This is a genomic window from Stutzerimonas urumqiensis (assembly GCF_003640395.1).
GTDB lineage: Bacteria > Pseudomonadota > Gammaproteobacteria > Pseudomonadales > Pseudomonadaceae > Stutzerimonas > Stutzerimonas urumqiensis.
In genome coordinates this window covers 141924-158871 of sequence record NZ_RBZQ01000003.1, presented here as the reverse complement: position 1 = coordinate 158871, position 16948 = coordinate 141924, and the positions used below count along the sequence as shown (strand labels likewise).

Sequence of the window (16948 nt, the reverse complement as noted above, 5' to 3'; positions counted from 1 at the left end):
GGTCGGGGCGGGCGAAAAGCCGTCACGGCTGACTCATGAAGGCGGGCTATGATAACCCTTCGCGTTTCCTGGAGTCCTTGCCCATGCGTCAGAAGCCCACCGTGCTCGCCCGCGAGATCGTCGCCACCAGCCGCCTGTTCCGTGTCGAGGAGGTGCAGTTGCGTTTTTCCAACGGCACCGAGCGCACCTACGAGCGGCTCGTCGGCAAGGGCAGCGGCTACGGTGCGGTGATGATCGTGGCGCTGGAAGATGCCGAGCACGCCCTGCTGGTCGAGGAATACTGCGGCGGCACGGACAGCTACGAGCTGTCGCTGCCCAAGGGGCTGGTCGAGCCCGGCGAGGACGTGCTCGATGCGGCCAACCGCGAACTCAAGGAAGAAGCCGGATTCGGCGCGCGCGAGCTGGAGCACCTGACCGAGCTGTCGCTGTCGCCGGGGTATATGAGCCAGAGGATCCAGGTGGTGCTGGCGCGCGATCTGTTCGCGGAGCGGCTGCCGGGCGACGAGCCCGAGCCGCTGCGCGTGGACAGGGTCAACCTGCGGGAACTCGCCGCCCTGGCGCGGCATCCGCAATTCAGCGAGGGGCGCGCGCTGGCGGCGCTCTACCTTGCCCGTGACCTGCTGATCCAGCGGGGGGAGTTGGTGCTGTGAGTCATCCCTACCTGAGCCGTGCGATCGATCTGGTGCGCGACGCCGGCGATGCCATCCTGCCGTTCTGGCGCGGCGAGCTGAACGTCGCCGAGAAGGCCGACGCGTCGCCGGTTACCGCGGCCGACATGGCGGCCCATCACCTGCTGGTCGAAGGGCTGACCGCGCTCGACGGCGCCATCCCGGTGCTGTCCGAGGAGGCCTGCGACCTGCCGCTGGCCGAGCGGTCGACGTGGGAGCGCTGGTGGCTGGTCGATCCGCTCGACGGCACCAAGGAGTTCATCGCCGGGAGCGAGGAGTTCACGGTCAATGTCGCCCTCATCGAAGCCGGACAGGTGGTGTTCGGCGTCGTTGGCATTCCGGCGAGCGGCCGTTGCTATTACGGCGGCCAGGCGTTCGGCGCCTGGTCCGCCGAGCGCGATGGCGCCACCCAGCCGCTGCACGTGAGGGCCGACCGGCTCGCTGACTTCACGCTGGTCGCCAGCCGACGGCATTCGAGCCCCGAGCAGGAGCGGTTGGTCGACGGGCTGCGCGCGCACTTTCCCGACCTGCGGATGGCCAACATCGGCAGCTCGCTCAAGTTCTGCCTGCTGGCCGAGGGCAAGGCCGACTGCTATCCGCGCCTGTCGCCGACGTCGCAGTGGGACACCGCGGCGGCCCAGGGTGTGCTGGAAGGCGCGGGCGGCGAGGTGATCGATACCCGCGGCGAGCGCCTGGCGTATGCGGCGCGCGAGACCTACCTCAACCCCGGCTTCCTCGCGCTGCCGCAGGGCGCCAGCTGGCGCGAAACGCTGCTGGCGCTCGCGCGGGGCTGAGGCTCAGGCGTCGTCGCGCTGAACGACGAAGCGCCCATCGAAACGCACGGCTTCTTCATTCGCCGGATTCAGCACCCAGGTACGCAGCGCCAGGCGTGCACGCCCGCGGCGGCGCAGGGTCTGCTCGAAGCGTGACCACTGCTCGTCGCTCGGCCCCTCGCATAGCGCCCGCGCCGTGCCGTCCATGGGATGCGGGTAGCTGACCTCGGCGTGCTGGATGACCACATGGCAGTCGTCGAGCGCGGCGGCGCGCAGGCGCAAGGTCAGCCAGCCCCAACCCGCCAGGACGGCGCCGCTATAAAGGCTGCCGCCGAACATGCTGAGCTGATGGTTGATGTTCGGCTCCAGCGGCAATTCCAGACACAGGCGCCGGCCGTCCCATTCGGTGACGGTCAGCCCCATGGCGCGGGTCAGCGGAATGTCCTGATGCAGTGTCTGCTGGAGAAAATCGAGTTCGGCGGTCATGCCGGCAGGTCCTCGGCTTTTGCGTAGCTACCCAGCATGCAAGCCGGCGCCCCGGATGGCCAGCGATGCGGTTCGTGGCTGGGTAGCCAGGTAGGGTGGGCTTCAGCCCATCACCCGTCATCGGTGGGCCGAAGCCCATCCTACCGTTGAAGTCCCGGACTTCCTGGGTTCACTTGCGCTGGTAGGCGCAATAACCCGGTCGTGGGCCGATCTGCGGGTGGTTGCGGCAGGTGTCGGGCCGGCGGTCGTAGACCGTGCACAGCCGCGTGCGCGCATCGAGGTACAGGCAGTCGCCGTTGGACAGGCGGGTCAGCGTGAAGCGCTCGCGCTTCTGGTTGAAATGCTCGATGACGCCTGCCTTTTCCAGCCGCCGGGCGATCTGCCGCAACGGCTCGCCGCGCTCGAATTCATCCACGACGCCAAGCCGAATGAGGTCGTTCAGCCCCACCTCGGCCGGTAGCGTGCAGCAGGTGGCGCGGCAGTCCCGGCACAGGCCCTTGGCATAACGCGCCCAGGTTTCCAGGCGATCGGGGTCGGACGAGGGGATCACGTTCTGTTTCATGGGTCGGGACGCGGGCAGGGGGCGCGCGATCATAACGACAAGCGGGGGAAATTCCAGCCGATCCGACGAGTCGAAATCTGGACGGACGGTCGCCTGCCTTCGCGGGAAAACCTGCAAAGCTGCCGATCCTCCGCTTTCATTACCGTCAGGCGCGTCTGGAACGCGCCGGACAGCCACTTCTCTCTGCGAGGTCAGCCGATGACGCAGGAACCCACCGTTCCCAGCCCCGACGACGTAGCCGCCTTTCGTGAAGCCATTCTCTGCAAGCTCACCTATTCGATCGGCAAGGACGCCGCACACGCGTCCGATCACGACTGGTTCGAGGCGATCGCGCTGGCCACGCGCGACCAGATCATCGATCACTGGATGGATCACACCCGACAGGCCTATCGAAAGGCGCAGAAGCGGGTCTACTACCTCTCGCTGGAGTTCCTGATCGGGCGGCTCCTGGTCGACAGCCTGAGCAACCTGGGCATGCTGGACGTGGCCCGCCAGGCGCTCGACGGGTTGAACGTGGACATCGACCGCATCCGCCAGATCGAACCGGACGCCGCGCTGGGCAATGGCGGCCTCGGACGGCTGGCGGCCTGCTTCATGGAAAGCATGTCGACCCTGGGCATCGCCGCCTATGGCTACGGCATCCGCTACGAGCACGGCCTGTTCCGCCAGGCCATCGTCGACGGCTGGCAGCACGAGCAGACCGAAACCTGGCTGGAATTCGGCAACCCCTGGGAGTTCGAGCGTCCCGAGGTGAGCTACCTGATCGGCTTCGGCGGCAACGTGGCGGCCAAGCGCTGCGACAACGGTGTTCAGAAGCACTTCTGGCATTGGGCCGAGGGCGTGCGGGCATTCGCCTACGACACGCCGATCGTCGGGTGGCGCGGCGCGAGCGTGAACACCCTGCGGCTGTGGCGCGCCCGGCCGGAGGCGGATTTCCATCTCGAGCGCTTCAATGCGGGCGATCACATCGGCGCGGTGGCCGAGGCGGCGCGCGCCGAGGCGATTTCCCGCGTGCTCTATCCGGCCGACAGCACCGAGGCCGGCCAGGAGCTGCGCTTGCGCCAGGAGTATTTCTTCGTCGCGGCGTCGCTGCAGGACCTGCTGCGCCGCCACCTGAGCCAGCGCGGCACGCTGGACAACCTGCCCGAATTCGCCTCCATCCAGCTCAACGACACGCACCCGGCGATCGCCGTGGCCGAGCTGATGCGCCTGCTGGTCGACGTGCACGGCTACGAATGGATGCAGGCCTGGGACCTGACCGTCGGCACCCTGTCCTACACCAACCACACGCTGCTGCCCGAGGCGCTGGAGACCTGGCCGGTGGGCCTGATGGAGCGCCTGCTGCCGCGCCACATGCAGATCATCTACCTGATCAATGCGCAGCACATCGACGCGCTGCGGGCCAAGGACATCCATGACTTCGACCTGCTGCGCGCGGTGTCGCTGATCGAGGAAGACCACGGCCGCCGCGTGCGCATGGGCAACCTGGCGTTCCTCGGCTCGCACAGCGTCAACGGCGTGTCCGGCCTGCACACGCAACTGATGCGCAAAACCGTGTTCACCGATCTGCACGGGCTGTATCCGGACCGCATCAACAACAAGACCAACGGCATCACCTTCCGCCGCTGGCTCTATCAGGCCAACCCGCAGCTCACCGAACTGGTGGTCGATGCGCTGGGCGCGGGCGTGCTGGATGCGCCTGAGACCGAGCTCAAGCAGCTCGAGCCCTTCGCCGAGCGGGCCGACTTCCGTGCGCGCTTCGCCGATCAGCGACTGGCGAACAAGCGTGCGCTCGCCGCGCTGGTGCAGGACCGGCTGGGTATCGCGCTCGATCCGACCGCGCTGTTCGATGTGCAGGTCAAGCGCATCCACGAGTACAAGCGACAGTTGCTCAACCTGCTGCATACCGTGGCGCTGTACCAGGCGATCCGCTCTGATCCGGGGGCGCCGTGGGTACCGCGCGTGAAGATCTTTGCCGGCAAGGCGGCGGCCAGCTATCACCAGGCCAAGCTGATCATCAAGCTGGCCAACGACATCGCCCGCACGGTAAACGACGACCCGACGGTGCGGGGGCTGCTGAAGGTGGTGTTCCTGCCCAACTATAACGTCAGCCTGGCCGAGCGCATCATCCCGGCGGCCGACCTGTCCGAGCAGATTTCCACCGCCGGCCTCGAGGCGTCCGGCACCAGCAATATGAAGTTCGCCCTCAATGGCGCGCTGACAATCGGCACACTCGATGGGGCCAACGTCGAGATGAGCGAGCAGATCGGCCTGGAGCACATGTTCATCTTCGGCATGACCGCCCAGCAGGTCGAAGCGCGCAAGCGGGCCGGGGAATACAACGCCGAGGCCATCGCCATCGAGTCGCCGCGGTTGAACGAAGTGCTCAACGCGATCCGCAACGGCGCTTTCTCGGCCGACGATCCTGCCCGCTACACCGGGCTGATCGACGGCCTGAAGTGGCATGACACCTTCTTCGTCTGCGCCGACTTCGAGTCGTATTGGCAGGCTCAGCTGGAGGTGGAAGCGCGCTGGCGCGATCCGGACCGGTGGTGGCATTCGGCCGTGCTGAACACGGCGCGCACCGGCTGGTTCTCGTCCGACCGCACCATTCGCGAGTACGCGCGCGATATCTGGAAGGTGCTCGACGCCTGAGCGAAGCAATCGCCGGCACCGCTGAACTCGGCGGCGGGGCAACGGGTCTGAGGGGAGATATCTCCCAACCGGCGCGCTACACTGCGCCGGTTTTCCCTACCCTGGAGCCTTTCCATGTCACGTACGACCCTCAGCCGCTATCTGATCGAACAGACGCGCAGCCATGACACCCCGGCGGATCTTCGCTTCCTGGTCGAGGTCGTGGCGCGGGCCTGCAAGGCGATCAGCCATGCGGTATCCAAGGGGGCGCTCGGCGGTGTGCTGGGCAGCATGGAAACCGAGAACGTGCAGGGCGAAGTGCAGAAGAAGCTGGACGTCATGTCCAACGAGATCCTGCTCGAAGCCAACGAGTGGGGCGGCACGCTCGCCGGCATGGCCTCCGAGGAAATGGACAAGCCGTACCAGATTCCGGGTCGCTTCCCCAAGGGCGCCTACCTGCTGATGTTCGACCCGCTGGACGGCTCGTCGAACATCGACGTCAACGTCTCGGTCGGCACCATCTTCTCGGTGCTGCGCTGCCCGGGCGAATGCTTCAGCCAGAACGACGCACTCGGCGAGGATGCCTTCCTCCAGCCGGGGACCCAGCAGGTCGCCGCCGGCTATGCGATCTATGGCCCGCAGACGATGCTGGTGCTGACGCTGGGCAACGGTGTCAAAGGCTTCACCCTGGACCGCGAGCTGGGCAGCTTCGTGCTGACCCACGAGAACATCCGCGTGCCGGAAAGCACCGCCGAATTCGCCATCAACATGTCCAACCAGCGGCACTGGGAAGCGCCGGTCAAGCGCTATGTCGAGGAGCTGCTGGCGGGCGAAACCGGTCCGCTGGAGAAGAACTACAACATGCGCTGGATCGCCTCGATGGTCGCCGACGTGCACCGCATCCTGACGCGCGGTGGCATCTTCATGTACCCGCGCGACGCACGCGAACCCTCCAAGCCCGGCAAGCTGCGCCTGATGTACGAGGCCAACCCCATGTCGATGCTGATCGAACAGGCGGGCGGCGCGGCCACCAACGGCACCCAGCGCATCATGGACATCCAGCCGCAATCCCTGCATGAGCGGGTGGCCGTCTTCCTCGGCTCGAAGCAGGAAGTCGAACGCGTCACCGCGTACCACAAGGCGTGAGCGACGCACGCCGATGAATCTGCCCTGGCATGACCTTCTGCGCTGGTGGTTCGGCCAGGGCGGCACGGCCGGGCAGGTGTCGGCCGAGAAGCAGCGGTTGTGGTTCGGCTACCGTGCCGAGCAGGATGCCGAGGCGCGCGAGCGCTTCGGCGACCTCGTCGAACGGGCGCTGGCCGGCGAGCTCGACGGCTGGGCCGAGCAGCCCGAGGGCTGGCTGGCGCTGGTGCTGCTGCATGACCAGCTGCCGCGCATGATCTTCCGCAACACGGCTCGCGCTTTCTCGGGCGATGCGCGCGCGCAGCAACTGGTGCGCGACGGGCTGGCCCAGGGCGGCGACATGTTGCTGGCGCCGATCCAGCGCGTGTTCATCTACCTGGTACTCGAGCATGCCGAGCAGCTCGCAGCGCAGGATCAGTCCGTCCAGTGCTTCACCCAGCTGCGTGATATCGCCGATCGAGACGAGCGCGTCATTTTCGACGGCTTTCTCGACTATGCCGTGCGGCACCGCGACGTGATCGCACGGTTCGGTCGATTTCCTCACCGCAACGAGGCCCTCGGCCGCGAGAGCACCGATGCCGAGGCGCGCTTTCTCCGCGAACCAGGCTCGCGTTTCTGATCCCACGACCCGCTAGACTGCCGGCGCACGCGCGCCGGGCTCCGCCGGATGGCCGATCAAGCATGGCGGCGCGTCAATGGAACCACCCCACCGACTATCCACACTAATCACCTGACGGGTCATGCGGCTTGGCTGCGGCCGGCGTCAGGTTGGAGTTGCCTCATGCGTCTGCCTTTGTCCGCCCTGCTCGCGACCGCCCTGCTTGCTGGTTGCAACCCCGTCACCCAGGACAATTTCGCCCGGCTCAAACCCGGCATGCCCCGCGCGGAGGTCGAAGCGCTGCTCGGTGAACCGACCGAGTGCGCCGGTGCGCTGGGCGTATCCAGTTGCCAGTGGGGCGACGAGAGTCGGTTCATCAGCATCCAGTTCGCCGCAGACCAGGTCCTGCTGTTCTCCGGCAAAGGATTGAAATAGCGCGCTCCGATCCGGCTGCCAGCTGCCGGGAGCGTGCGAGGAGAGACCATGCGCACGTTCATCGGTGGTTGCTTTCTGGCCTTGTCGTTAGCCATGGCGGGCTGTGCCAGCTCGCCGCAAATCCCGCCGCTGACGGTTGGCGACGTTGACCTGGAGCGCTACCAAGGCACCTGGTACGAGCTGGCACGGTTGCCGATGTTCTTCCAGCGCAAGTGCGTGCAGTCCCAGGCGGAGTACCGGTTGCGCGACGATGGCCGGATCGCGGTCACCAATAGTTGCCTGACGCTCGACGGCGAGCGGCAGGTCGCCACGGGCGAAGCCTGGCCGCAGGTGCCCGGCGAGACGGACAAGCTGTGGGTGCGCTTCGATAACTGGTTCAGTGAGCTGTTCCCGACGCTGACCCGCGGCGAGTACTGGATTCTCTACCTCGATGAGGGCTACCAGACCGCTGTCGTCGGCCATCCCGATCGCGAGTACCTCTGGTTGCTGTCGCGCACCCCCGAGGTGTCGCCAGAGACCCAGGCCCGGCTGCTCGCCGTCGCCCATGACCGAGGCTACGACGTCAGCGAGCTGATCTGGCGGGCCGAGCTGCCGAAGTAGATCGGCCCTCGATCGGGCCGCACGTCAGCCACCGGGACGAATCGCGCGCGGCCATGCCCCGCGGGCGCATTCCTCGTTATGATGGCGGCCACCTCTGGCCTGGCCGGCAGACATGCATCGAAACGGGAGCGTCCTATGCACAGCCTGCATCCGGAAATCAAACCCTACGCACGCCATGAACTGGCGGTCGAAGCGCCACACCTGATCTATGTCGACGAAAGCGGCAGCCCCGACGGCTTGCCGGTCCTGTTCGTGCACGGCGGGCCTGGTGCCGGTTGCGATGCGCTGAGCCGGCGCTTCTTCGATCCGACCGTCTACCGCATCATCACCTTCGATCAGCGTGGCTGCGGCCGCTCCACACCGCACGCGAGCCTGGAGAACAACACGACCGCCCACCTGATCGCCGACATGGAGCGCATCCGCACGCAGCTCGGCATCGACAAATGGGTGCTGTTCGGTGGTTCCTGGGGGTCGACGCTCTCGCTGGCCTATGCGCAGGCCCACCCGGATCGCGTTCAGGCGCTGATTCTGCGCGGCATCTTTCTTTGCCGGCCGCAGGATTTTCATTGGTTCTACCAGGACGGTGCGAGCCGTCTGTTCCCCGATTATTGGCAGGACTTCATCGCGCCGATCCCGGTGGAGGAGCGCGGCAACCTGATGCAGGCGTTCTACCGCCGGCTCACCGGCAGCGACCAGATCGCCCAGATGAGCGCCGCCAAGGCCTGGTCGGGCTGGGAGGGTCGCACGGCGACGCTGCGGCCGAACACGCAGGTCGTCGAGCGGTTCACCGATCCGCATCGGGCGTTGTCGATCGCTCGCATCGAGTGCCATTACTTCGTCAACGATGCCTTCCTGGAGCCGGACCAGTTGCTGCGCGACATGCCGAAGATCGCCTACCTGCCCGGCGTGATCGTGCACGGCCGCTACGACGTGATCTGCCCGCTGGACAACGCCTGGGCGTTGCACGAGGCCTGGCCGAACAGCGAGCTGCAGATCGTCCGCGACGCCGGCCACTCGGCCTCCGAGCAGGGCATCACCGATGCGCTGGTACGTGCGGCCGAAGCCATCGCCCATCGCTTGCTCGACCTGCCGCCGGCCGACGCCTGATGAAAGCGCTGATTCAGCGCGTCCGCCAGGCGCGCGTGGACGTCGCAGGGGAGACGGTCGGAGCCATCGACCAGGGGCTGCTCGCCTTCGTCGGCGTCGAGCGTGGCGACGACCAGGCCCGTGCCGACAAGCTGCTTCACCGCCTGCTCAACTACCGTGTTTTCAGCGATGAGCAGGACCGCATGAACCGCTCGCTCGTCGATGTGGCCGGTGGCTTGCTGCTGGTCTCGCAATTCACCCTGGCGGCCGACACGCGCAGCGGTTTGCGCCCGAGTTTCTCCAGCGCCGCGCCACCGGCCGACGGCGAGGCGTTGTTCGATTACCTGCTGATGCAGGCGCGCGCACGCCATGCGCCGGTGGCCAGCGGTCGGTTCGGCGCGAACATGCAGGTCCATCTCCTCAACGACGGACCGGTGACCTTTCTGCTGGAAACCTGAGCGGCTGGCTCACAGCAGCAGGCCGACCTGCTGCCGGCGGGGCAGGCGCCGCACGACCAGTTGATGCGAGCGGGTCAGCAGGTCCTGCAATTCGTGCGTTGCCAGGACGGTCGGGTCGCTCAGGCTCACCCAGTGGGCACGCGCCAGGTAAGGCGCCGGCCGGAAGCCCGGACGATCGCAATAGCCGATGAACAGGTCGTCGTCGACCTTGAAGGCCAGCGAACCGCCGTGCGGGAGGTGCAGCGTGGCGAACATCTTGCGGTCGGCAACCTGGAAGACATGCACGCCGCCCCACTGGATGGCCATGCGGGCGCCGGGCAGGCCCAGGCAAAAGGTCTGGATGGCCGATGCGTCCATGAGCGTGGCGATGCCTCCGTTGGCGGGTCAGTAGCGGGATGGCTCCAGGCCTTTGTCATGCAGCCAGGTGATGGCGTATTCGCGCAGCTGCACGGCTTGATAGCGGAGCCAGTGGTCCTTGATGCGGGGAAAGTCCTCGAGCTTGAAGTCGAACGTGCGCAGGGGCTTGCGGCCGGCGAGCGCTTCGGTCAGTACCGCGTGGGCGGCATGCGCATCGGGGTCGTGCAGGGTGTAGAGAAACGCCTCGCGCATGGCGATCTGCTGGGCGAGGTCGAGCCGCTCGATCGGCAGGTAGCGGTCAGGCTCGATATCGTATTTCTCATCGGCTCCGGGGACCGGGTCGCCCGGCATCACCGCGCGAATATCGCCGCTCTGCTGGTCGAGGTAATGCTCGGCAAGGTCCTGGCTGTCGATGGCCTGGCGCAGTCGGTCGAGGTCGATGGTCAGCGGTCGCATGGCAGTCTCCGGTCGCCTGGGTCTTGCTGTGACTCCTGCGCCGGGCACGGAGTGCCGGCCTTTCATCGTCGTCGTTGGGCCGCCAGGCGCGGCGATCAGAACAGCCGGGCGATCAGCGCGGTGACGGCCGTTTCGACGCGCAGGATACGCTCGCCCAGCTGGACGGGCGTCATGCCGGCTTCGACGAGCTTGTCGACTTCGTAGGGAATCCAGCCACCTTCAGGGCCGATCGCCAGCGACACGGCGCCATCCACGCCACGCGGACAAGGCGGAAAGTCGCCGGGATGGCCCACCAGGGCGTGTGTGCCGGCGATCAGCCCCGGCAGGCGGTCTTCGACGAAGGGTTTGAAGCGTTTCTCGAGGATGACGTCCGGCAGGCGGGTGTCGCGGGCCTGTTCGAGGCCCAGGATCAGTTGCTCGCGAATCGCCGCGGGCGCCAGGAAGGGTGTCTGCCAGAAGCTTTTTTCCACCCGGTAGCTGTTGATGAGCACCAGCCGCGCCACGCCCATGCTGGCGATCGTCTGCAGCACGCGACGCAGCATCTTCGGGCGTGGCAAGGCGAGGATGACGGTGAGCGGCAGCTTCGCCGGCGGGTCGCGATCGAAGCTGACGTCGAGTTCGGCGAGTCGGTCATCCAGCCGGAGAATGCGGCCTTCGCCCATCTGCCCGCCGAGCTCACCGACGCGAAGCGTTGCACCTGCTTCGCTGCGGTGCACTTCGATCAAATGGCGCAGGCGGCGGTCCGTCAGCCGTACACGGCCCGGCCCGACGAAGTCATCGGGCCCGAGCAGGAGCAGGTTCACGGCTGGTGGGGTGGCATGGGCGGCTGCGGCCGCTTGCTGTCGTCGTCCCCGGCGAATCGCTCCTCGCTGTCGAGCAGCGACTCGCGCTTGCCGAGCATGCCGCCGCAGATGAGGCCCGCCTCGAACAGCAGCCACATCGGAATGGCGAGCAGCGATTGGGAGAACACGTCGGGCGGGGTCAGCACCATGCCGACGACGAAGCAGCCCACGATCACGTAGGGACGGCTCTTGCGCAGCGTCTCGACGTCGACGATACCCACCCAGATCAGCAGGAAGGTCGCCACAGGAATCTCGAACGCGACGCCGAAGGCGAAGAAGAGTGTCAGGACGAAATCCAGGTACTGCCCGATGTCCGTCATCATCGCCACCCCCTCAGGAGTCACGCTGGCGAAGAAGCCGAACATGATCGGGAATACCACGAAGTAGGCGAAGGCCATGCCGCCGTAGAACAGGAAGATGCTCGAAATCAGCAGCGGCACGGCGATGCGCTTCTCGTGCTTGTACAGGCCGGGCGCGATGAAGCCCCAGATCTGGTGCAGCACGATGGGCATGGACAGAAAGAGCGCCACCATCAAGGTCAGCTTGAACGGCGTGAGGAACGGCGAGGCCACGCCGGTGGCGATCATGGTCGCGCCTTCGGGCAGGTAAGCCCTCAGCGGTGCGGCGACCATCGCGTAGATCTGCTGGGAAAAATAGAACAGCCCGCCGAACAGCAGCAGAATCGCCACGACGCAGCGCAGGATGCGCTTGCGCAGCTCGGTGAGGTGGGCGACCAGGGGCATTTCCTGGTCGTGGCCGGATGCATCGCTCATGATTCGCGCGCTTGGTCTGGTCGGGTGGCGGTGGGTTGCGGTTCGGTCTGGGCCGGAGCCGGAGCCGGAGCCGGAGCCGGAGCGGAAGGCGGTGGCGGTGTCTCCACGGCCGGCTGGACCGACGGGCCTGCGGCGGTGCCGCTGGGTTTCGGGTTCGGCGGCATGACGCTCTGGTTCATTTCCCGTTCGAGTTCGAGGATGCGCTCGTTATGCAGCTGGCGACGGATTTCGTCGGCACCGATCTCGCGCTCGACCTCGGCCTTGATCGCACCGAAGCTGCGCTTGATGCGGCCGATCCAGAGCCCAGCCGTGCGGGCCGCCACCGGCAGGCGCTCAGGACCCAGTACCAGCAGGGCGACGAGCCCGACGAGCAACAGTTCGGTAAAACCGATATCGAACATCAGATCACGCTCTCGTAAGACTTCGGGTCAGCCGTGCCGGCCACTCGCTGGCGCAGTTGGCGACGGCACTGCTGGTCGATCGAACCTCAGTCCTTGCGGGTGGGTTCTTCGACCTTGCGGTGTTCGGCATCGATGGTGTGGGTGCGTTTCTCTTCCACGCCGGGCTTGTCTTCCTCGGTACCCATCGATTTGCGGAAACCCTTGATCGCATCGCCAAGGTCCGAGCCCAGCCCCTTCAGGCGCTTGGTGCCGAACAGCATCACGACGATGAGAAGGATGATCAGAAGTTGCCAGACGCTAATGCCGCCCAAGCCCATGGTGCTATCTCCGAAAGTGAATCAGGTTTGCGGACGCGCGGCCTTTTCCGCATGTCCCGAGAGACCGAAGCGCCGGTCCAGCTCGTCCAGTACCGCCTGGGGATGCTGGCCGAGCGCGGCGAGCATGACCAAAGTATGAAACCAGAGGTCGGCGGTTTCGTAGATCAGCTCGTCGCAATTACCGCTGACGGCTGCATCCTTGGCCGCGAGCAGGGTTTCCACCGACTCCTCGCCGACCTTTTCGAGAATCTTGTTCAGGCCCTTGTGGTACAGGCTGGCCACGTAGGAGGACTCCGGCTCGGCGCCTTTGCGCGCTTCGAGGACCTCGGCCAGGCGAGCGAAGGTGTCATGCATGGCCGCTGCCTCCGTAGATGACGGTCGGGTCCTTGAGCACCGGGTCGACGGTGTGCCAGTCCCCGTCCCGATAAACGCGATAAAAGCAGCTTTCCCGCCCGGTGTGGCAGGCGATCCGGCCCAGTTGCTCGACCATCAGCACCACCACGTCGGCGTCGCAATCGAGCCGCAGCTCGTGCAGCTTCTGCACGTGCCCGGACTCCTCGCCCTTGCGCCACAGCTTGCCACGCGAACGTGACCAATAGATGGCGCGGCCTTCGTCGGCGGTCAGTGCGAGCGCTTCGCGGTTCATCCACGCCATCATCAGGATGCGGCCGCTGCGGTGGTCCTGCGCAATGGCCGGGACCAGTCCTTCGGCGTTCCAGTTGATTTCGTCCAGCCAGCTCATCGTCGATTCTCCCGTGGCGGCCAAGTGTGCCAGCGCCTTCCGGTCATGGCTATTGGCGCAGGACAATGAAAACGCCGGTAACCAGCATGACCCAGGCCGGCCAGGCGGCCAGTGCCGCGGCATTCTCGGCGGTAGCGGCGAGCATGGCCCCGCTGCCCAGCAACAGCGCGCCGACCAGGCGCAGGCCCCAGTCGGAACGGCGGTGCTGCCAGGGCGGCGGAGGGTTGTCGGCATGCGGGCGCGACATGCGTTCGAGCAGGTCGCGCGTCATGTTCGCCAGGTGCGGTATCTGCTCGACCTGGGCATGCACGTTCTTGATCAGCTGCTTGGGGCTCATGCGCTCGCGCATCCAACGCTCGAGGTAGGGCTGGCCGGTCGCCCAGAGATCGAGCTCCGGGTACAACTCACGGCCGAGCCCTTCGATGTTGAGCAGCGTCTTCTGCAGCAGGACGAGCTGCGGCTGGACCTCCATGTTGAAGCGCCGTGCGACCTGGAACAGGCGGATCAACAGCTGGCCGAAGGAAATGTCCTTCAGCGGCTTCTCGAAGATCGGCTCGCAGACCGTGCGGATGGCCGCCTCGAACTCGTTGACCTTGGTCTCCGCCGGCACCCAGCCTGAGTCGATGTGCAACTGGGCGACCTTGCGGTAGTCGCGCTTGAAGAACGCCATGAGGTTGCGCGCCAGGTAGTCCTGGTCCTCGGGCGTGAGGCTGCCGATGATGCCGCAGTCGACCGCGATGTACTGGGGATTCCAGGGCTGCGTGGTGCTGACGAAGATGTTCCCCGGATGCATGTCGGCGTGGAAGAAGCTGTCGCGGAACACCTGGGTGAAGAAGATCTCGACGCCGCGCTCGGCCAGGAGCTTCATGTCGGTCTGCTGGTCGGCGAGCGCCGCCATGTCGGTGACCGGAATGCCGTAGATCCGCTCCATCACCAGCACTTTGGGCCGGCAGTAATCCCAGTAGACCTGGGGCACGTAGAGCAAGCGCGAATCCTCGAAGTTACGCTTGAGCTGGCTGCTGTTGGCTGCTTCGCGCAGCAGGTCGAGCTCGTCATAGATGGTGCGGGCGTAATCGTCGACCACTTCGACCAGGTGCAGGCGCCGCGCTTCGGTGGAGGCGCGCTCGGCCGCCTTGGCGAGCAGGAACAGCCAGGCGATGTCCTGACCGATGATGGGGCGCAGGTTGGGGCGGATCACCTTGACGACGACCTCTTCGCCCGTGCGCAGCCTGGCGGCATGCACCTGCGCCACCGAGGCCGATGCCAGCGGCTTGCTGTCGAAGCGGGCGAACACCGTCTCGACCGGTGCGCCCAGCTGTTCCTCGATCAGTGCCTTGGCCGCCTCGGAGCTGAACGGCGGCACCCTGTCCTGCAGCATCGCCAGCTCGTCGGCGATGTCCGGCGGCATCAGGTCGCGCCGGGTGGACAACAGCTGGCCGAACTTGATGAAGATCGGCCCGAGCCCTTCGAGCGCCAGGCGAATGCGGGCACCGCGCGACAGACGCGGGCGGGCACGGGGAATCCAGCGCCACGGCAACAGCAGGCCGGTCGCCCGCAGCCACCAGGGCATCGGCATGTCGAACAGGATGTCGTCCAGCCGGTATCGGATGACCACCAGAAGGATGCGGAACAGGCGCCGGGTGGCAGAGAACAGCTTCATGCTGGGTCGTGGGGCTCGGAGACGGGGGTTAGGCGGGCGATACGGGCATCCAGGCGGTCCAGGCGCAGCTTCAGCTCGTCCAGCTCCGAAAAGCGGGCTTCCGCTTCCTGTGTTCCGACGAGCGCACGGGCTTCTTCGGCGAGGTATTCGGCCAGGTTCTGCTGCAGGCTGTGGCCGCTCTGCCGCAGCCACCGGCCCTGTTTGCGCACGGCGTCCCCGAGCAGCTGGGTGCCGACCGGTCCGAGCCAGCGGGACAGCTCGTGTTCCCAGTCCAGTTCGAGGCTCTGCAACACCTCGGCCAGCGACATCAGGGCAGCGCTGTCGCCCTCCAGGCGGACGTGAGGTTCGTGCAGGATCGCGGTCTTGTGCGGGCTGACGGCAAGGCGCGCAAGGCTGCTGGCCGGTGCATGCAGGGTGCAGTCCGGCGTGCCATCCCATTGCGCGGCGAGGCGCAGGCCCTGGTCATCGGCCATGACGAACAGGGTCAGGTCCGGCTGCGTGCAGCGCACCTCGATCAGCGTCCCGCTGAGGCGCGCCAGGCGGGACAGGGCCGTCGGGTCCAGGCGCAGGAGGCGGTTGATCCCCTGTTCCGAGCCGGCCAGCAGGGCGGTGCGTAGCATCAGGGCTTGATTCCGCGGTGCAGCGCGACGACGCCGCCGGTCATGTTGTGGTAGGTCACGCGGTCGAAGCCGGCGGTGACCATCATGGCCTTGAGCGTGTCCTGGTCGGGGTGCATGCGGATCGACTCGGCCAGGTAGCGGTAGCTTTCGGAATCGTTGGTGATCAGCTTGCCCATCAGCGGCAGCAGGCTGAACGAATAGGCGTCATAGGCCTTGGCGAACAGGGGGTTGGTGGGCTTGGAGAACTCCAGCACCAGCAGCCGGCCACCCGGCTTGAGGACGCGCAGCATGGAGGCGATGGCGTCTTCCTTGTGCGTGACGTTGCGCAAGCCGAAGGCGATGGTCACGACGTTGAAGTGGTTGTCGGGGAACGGCAGCTTCTCGGCGTCCGCCTGGACGAACCTGATGTTCCCGGCCGCCCCGTTGTCGAGCAGGCGATCGCGGCCGACCTTGAGCATCGAGGCATTGATGTCCGCCAGGACGACTTCGCCGGTGGGGCCGACGAGGCGGGAGAACTGCCGGGTCAGGTCGCCGGTTCCGCCTGCGATGTCCAGGATGCGATTGCCAGGGCGGGCGCCGGACAACTCGATGGTGAAGCGCTTCCACAGGCGGTGGATGCCGCCCGACATCAGGTCGTTCATCAGGTCGTACTTGGCGGCGACCGAGTGGAAGACCTCGGCGACCTTTTCGGCCTTCTGGCTTTCCGGGACGCTCTTGTAGCCGAAGTGAGTGACGGGTTCTTCAGTTGGCGTGTTGCGGGGGTCGCTCATCAGACTTTCACCGGAAGAATGTCGCGGCATTCTAAACCTAAAAAACCGCGGCGGGCTGCAACGGGACGTCGCGCCCGCCAGTGGGCGAGGGCGGCCTGCATGCGCCCGGTCTGATCCGCCCAGCGGCACGGCAGGGCGGCTGGGTGGCGGTGCTAGGGCATCAGGCGGACGGCCGAGACGTCCGGGTCGCGGGACTTGCCGGCGCGTGACAGCGCCTCGAGATAGTCGGCCCATAGCTGTTCGTGATTGCGTGCCAGGTGGTCGAGATAGTCCCAGGAATAGAGGCCGGTGTCGTGCCCGTCGCTGAAGGTCAGCTTGAGCGCGTACTGGCCGGCCGGCTCGATGCGGTCGAGCGAGACGTTCTGCTTGCCGGTCTGCAGCACGGGCCGGCCGTGGCCCTGGACTTCTGCCGAGGGCGAATGCACGCGCAGGAACTCGGCCGTCAATTCGTGCCGTTCGTCCGGCCCGTATTCCAGCGCAAGAATTCGGGAAGCCTTGTGCAGCTTGACGGCGGTGGGGATCCGCATGGTGGTCTCTCAGGAAGGCGGCAGCCGGCGATGGCCCGGC

General features: G+C 66.4%; 23 protein-coding genes. 9 read left to right on the top strand and 14 right to left on the bottom strand.

The genetic code is table 11. From position 1 onward, the window contains the following. Positions 1–83: 83 nt before the first annotated feature. Together nudE and cysQ are read left to right on the top strand one after the other, a co-directional pair. The gene (gene nudE, locus D7325_RS06765) at positions 84–650 is read left to right on the top strand and encodes an ADP compounds hydrolase NudE (protein WP_120994788.1); all 567 of its coding nucleotides are present in this window, start codon (positions 84–86) and stop codon (positions 648–650) included. Next, a complete protein-coding gene (gene cysQ, locus D7325_RS06760) occupies positions 647–1462 on the top strand; it encodes a 3'(2'),5'-bisphosphate nucleotidase CysQ (RefSeq protein WP_120994787.1) in 816 nt (271 codons plus the stop codon). Before nudE ends, cysQ begins: the two co-directional genes overlap by 4 nt. A gap of 3 nt (positions 1463–1465) precedes the next feature. Here the strand turns inward: cysQ and D7325_RS06755 are convergent, their stop codons facing one another. Both D7325_RS06755 and D7325_RS06750 read right to left on the bottom strand, forming a co-directional pair. Next, positions 1466–1927 (bottom strand): YiiD C-terminal domain-containing protein, encoded by a 462-nt coding sequence (locus D7325_RS06755; RefSeq protein WP_120994786.1) that lies wholly within the window; start codon positions 1925–1927, stop codon positions 1466–1468. A gap of 169 nt (positions 1928–2096) precedes the next feature. Continuing rightward, positions 2097–2489, bottom strand: coding sequence for a YkgJ family cysteine cluster protein (locus D7325_RS06750; RefSeq protein WP_120995106.1), 393 nt, complete (start codon positions 2487–2489; stop codon positions 2097–2099). A 198-nt stretch (positions 2490–2687) separates the two neighbouring features. Here D7325_RS06750 and D7325_RS06745 point away from each other — a divergent pair, with 198 nt between their 5' ends. The 7 genes from D7325_RS06745 (at position 2688) to dtd (ending at position 9443) form a co-directional block, all read left to right on the top strand. Continuing rightward, positions 2688–5144, top strand: coding sequence for a glycogen/starch/alpha-glucan phosphorylase (locus D7325_RS06745; protein ID WP_120994785.1), 2457 nt, complete (start codon positions 2688–2690; stop codon positions 5142–5144). A gap of 114 nt (positions 5145–5258) precedes the next feature. After that, a complete protein-coding gene (locus tag D7325_RS06740; RefSeq protein WP_120994784.1) occupies positions 5259–6269 on the top strand; it encodes a class 1 fructose-bisphosphatase in 1011 nt (336 codons plus the stop codon). Between the two features lie 13 nt (positions 6270–6282). Continuing rightward, positions 6283–6885 carry a DUF924 family protein gene (locus D7325_RS06735; protein ID WP_120994783.1) on the top strand — a complete coding sequence of 201 codons (603 nt, stop codon included), beginning with the start codon at positions 6283–6285 and terminating at the stop codon, positions 6883–6885. Between the two features lie 162 nt (positions 6886–7047). Beyond that, positions 7048–7299 (top strand): outer membrane protein assembly factor BamE domain-containing protein, encoded by a 252-nt coding sequence (gene bamE, locus D7325_RS06730; protein ID WP_120994782.1) that lies wholly within the window; start codon positions 7048–7050, stop codon positions 7297–7299. Positions 7300–7347: 48 nt separating this feature from the next. Further along, positions 7348–7899, top strand: coding sequence for a lipocalin family protein (locus D7325_RS06725; protein WP_120994781.1), 552 nt, complete (start codon positions 7348–7350; stop codon positions 7897–7899). A 135-nt stretch (positions 7900–8034) separates the two neighbouring features. Next, the gene (gene pip / locus D7325_RS06720) at positions 8035–9006 is read left to right on the top strand and encodes a prolyl aminopeptidase (RefSeq protein ID WP_120994780.1); all 972 of its coding nucleotides are present in this window, start codon (positions 8035–8037) and stop codon (positions 9004–9006) included. Next, on the top strand, positions 9006–9443 hold the full coding sequence (dtd, locus tag D7325_RS06715) for a D-aminoacyl-tRNA deacylase (protein ID WP_120994779.1): 438 nt from the start codon (positions 9006–9008) through the stop codon (positions 9441–9443). The genes pip and dtd overlap by 1 nt, the downstream gene beginning before the upstream one ends. A gap of 9 nt (positions 9444–9452) precedes the next feature. On the opposite strand, the gene D7325_RS06710 is transcribed toward dtd, so the two are convergent. From D7325_RS06710 to D7325_RS06655, 12 genes are all read right to left on the bottom strand, one after another. Beyond that, positions 9453–9800: an MmcQ/YjbR family DNA-binding protein gene (locus tag D7325_RS06710; protein WP_120994778.1), complete on the bottom strand. Its 348-nt coding sequence runs from the start codon at positions 9798–9800 to the stop codon at positions 9453–9455. 27 nt (positions 9801–9827) lie between these two features. Further along, positions 9828–10256, bottom strand: coding sequence for a UPF0158 family protein (locus D7325_RS06705; protein ID WP_120994777.1), 429 nt, complete (start codon positions 10254–10256; stop codon positions 9828–9830). Between the two features lie 95 nt (positions 10257–10351). Then, positions 10352–11059, bottom strand: coding sequence for a 16S rRNA (uracil(1498)-N(3))-methyltransferase (locus D7325_RS06700; RefSeq protein WP_120994776.1), 708 nt, complete (start codon positions 11057–11059; stop codon positions 10352–10354). Continuing rightward, entirely contained in the window at positions 11056–11871 is an 816-nt protein-coding gene (gene tatC, locus D7325_RS06695; protein ID WP_245962034.1) for a twin-arginine translocase subunit TatC, read from the bottom strand. The genes D7325_RS06700 and tatC overlap by 4 nt, the downstream gene beginning before the upstream one ends. After that, complete coding sequence (gene tatB, locus D7325_RS06690; RefSeq protein ID WP_120994775.1) at positions 11868–12272, bottom strand: Sec-independent protein translocase protein TatB; 405 nt, start codon at positions 12270–12272, stop codon at positions 11868–11870. The genes tatC and tatB overlap by 4 nt, the downstream gene beginning before the upstream one ends. 86 nt (positions 12273–12358) lie before the next feature. Then, positions 12359–12589, bottom strand: a complete 231-nt coding sequence (gene tatA, locus D7325_RS06685; RefSeq protein WP_120994774.1) for a twin-arginine translocase TatA/TatE family subunit — start codon at positions 12587–12589, stop codon at positions 12359–12361. A 21-nt stretch (positions 12590–12610) separates the two neighbouring features. After that, positions 12611–12943, bottom strand: coding sequence for a phosphoribosyl-ATP diphosphatase (locus D7325_RS06680; protein ID WP_120994773.1), 333 nt, complete (start codon positions 12941–12943; stop codon positions 12611–12613). Beyond that, the gene (gene hisI / locus D7325_RS06675) at positions 12936–13331 is read right to left on the bottom strand and encodes a phosphoribosyl-AMP cyclohydrolase (RefSeq protein ID WP_120994772.1); all 396 of its coding nucleotides are present in this window, start codon (positions 13329–13331) and stop codon (positions 12936–12938) included. The genes D7325_RS06680 and hisI overlap by 8 nt, the downstream gene beginning before the upstream one ends. Positions 13332–13380: 49 nt before the next feature. Beyond that, positions 13381–14991, bottom strand: a complete 1611-nt coding sequence (ubiB, locus tag D7325_RS06670) for a ubiquinone biosynthesis regulatory protein kinase UbiB (RefSeq protein WP_120994771.1) — start codon at positions 14989–14991, stop codon at positions 13381–13383. Further along, entirely contained in the window at positions 14988–15611 is a 624-nt protein-coding gene (locus tag D7325_RS06665; RefSeq protein WP_120994770.1) for a ubiquinone biosynthesis accessory factor UbiJ, read from the bottom strand. The genes ubiB and D7325_RS06665 overlap by 4 nt, the downstream gene beginning before the upstream one ends. Beyond that, positions 15611–16381 (bottom strand): bifunctional demethylmenaquinone methyltransferase/2-methoxy-6-polyprenyl-1,4-benzoquinol methylase UbiE, encoded by a 771-nt coding sequence (gene ubiE, locus D7325_RS06660; protein WP_120994769.1) that lies wholly within the window; start codon positions 16379–16381, stop codon positions 15611–15613. Before ubiE ends, D7325_RS06665 begins: the two co-directional genes overlap by 1 nt. 152 nt (positions 16382–16533) lie before the next feature. Next, a complete protein-coding gene (locus D7325_RS06655) occupies positions 16534–16908 on the bottom strand; it encodes a gamma-butyrobetaine hydroxylase family protein (protein ID WP_120994768.1) in 375 nt (124 codons plus the stop codon). Between the last annotated feature and the right edge of the window lie 40 nt (positions 16909–16948).

Excerpts from the sequence above, each read along its gene's own strand:
- nudE (WP_120994788.1), top strand. The coding sequence starts at position 84 with ATGCGTCAGAAGCCCACCGTGCTCGCCCGCGAGATCGTCGCCACCAGC.
- D7325_RS06755 (WP_120994786.1), bottom strand. The coding sequence starts at position 1,927 with ATGACCGCCGAACTCGATTTTCTCCAGCAGACACTGCATCAGGACATT.
- D7325_RS06750 (WP_120995106.1), bottom strand. The coding sequence starts at position 2,489 with ATGAAACAGAACGTGATCCCCTCGTCCGACCCCGATCGCCTGGAAACC.
- D7325_RS06745 (WP_120994785.1), top strand. The coding sequence starts at position 2,688 with ATGACGCAGGAACCCACCGTTCCCAGCCCCGACGACGTAGCCGCCTTT.
- D7325_RS06740 (WP_120994784.1), top strand. The coding sequence starts at position 5,259 with ATGTCACGTACGACCCTCAGCCGCTATCTGATCGAACAGACGCGCAGC.
- D7325_RS06735 (WP_120994783.1), top strand. The coding sequence starts at position 6,283 with ATGAATCTGCCCTGGCATGACCTTCTGCGCTGGTGGTTCGGCCAGGGC.
- bamE (WP_120994782.1), top strand. The coding sequence starts at position 7,048 with ATGCGTCTGCCTTTGTCCGCCCTGCTCGCGACCGCCCTGCTTGCTGGT.
- D7325_RS06725 (WP_120994781.1), top strand. The coding sequence starts at position 7,348 with ATGCGCACGTTCATCGGTGGTTGCTTTCTGGCCTTGTCGTTAGCCATG.
- pip (WP_120994780.1), top strand. The coding sequence starts at position 8,035 with ATGCACAGCCTGCATCCGGAAATCAAACCCTACGCACGCCATGAACTG.
- dtd (WP_120994779.1), top strand. The coding sequence starts at position 9,006 with ATGAAAGCGCTGATTCAGCGCGTCCGCCAGGCGCGCGTGGACGTCGCA.
- D7325_RS06710 (WP_120994778.1), bottom strand. The coding sequence starts at position 9,800 with ATGGACGCATCGGCCATCCAGACCTTTTGCCTGGGCCTGCCCGGCGCC.
- D7325_RS06705 (WP_120994777.1), bottom strand. The coding sequence starts at position 10,256 with ATGCGACCGCTGACCATCGACCTCGACCGACTGCGCCAGGCCATCGAC.
- tatC (WP_245962034.1), bottom strand. The coding sequence starts at position 11,871 with ATGAGCGATGCATCCGGCCACGACCAGGAAATGCCCCTGGTCGCCCAC.
- tatB (WP_120994775.1), bottom strand. The coding sequence starts at position 12,272 with ATGTTCGATATCGGTTTTACCGAACTGTTGCTCGTCGGGCTCGTCGCC.
- tatA (WP_120994774.1), bottom strand. The coding sequence starts at position 12,589 with ATGGGCTTGGGCGGCATTAGCGTCTGGCAACTTCTGATCATCCTTCTC.
- D7325_RS06680 (WP_120994773.1), bottom strand. The coding sequence starts at position 12,943 with ATGCATGACACCTTCGCTCGCCTGGCCGAGGTCCTCGAAGCGCGCAAA.
- hisI (WP_120994772.1), bottom strand. The coding sequence starts at position 13,331 with ATGAGCTGGCTGGACGAAATCAACTGGAACGCCGAAGGACTGGTCCCG.
- ubiB (WP_120994771.1), bottom strand. The coding sequence starts at position 14,991 with ATGAAGCTGTTCTCTGCCACCCGGCGCCTGTTCCGCATCCTTCTGGTG.
- D7325_RS06665 (WP_120994770.1), bottom strand. The coding sequence starts at position 15,611 with ATGCTACGCACCGCCCTGCTGGCCGGCTCGGAACAGGGGATCAACCGC.
- ubiE (WP_120994769.1), bottom strand. The coding sequence starts at position 16,381 with ATGAGCGACCCCCGCAACACGCCAACTGAAGAACCCGTCACTCACTTC.
- D7325_RS06655 (WP_120994768.1), bottom strand. The coding sequence starts at position 16,908 with ATGCGGATCCCCACCGCCGTCAAGCTGCACAAGGCTTCCCGAATTCTT.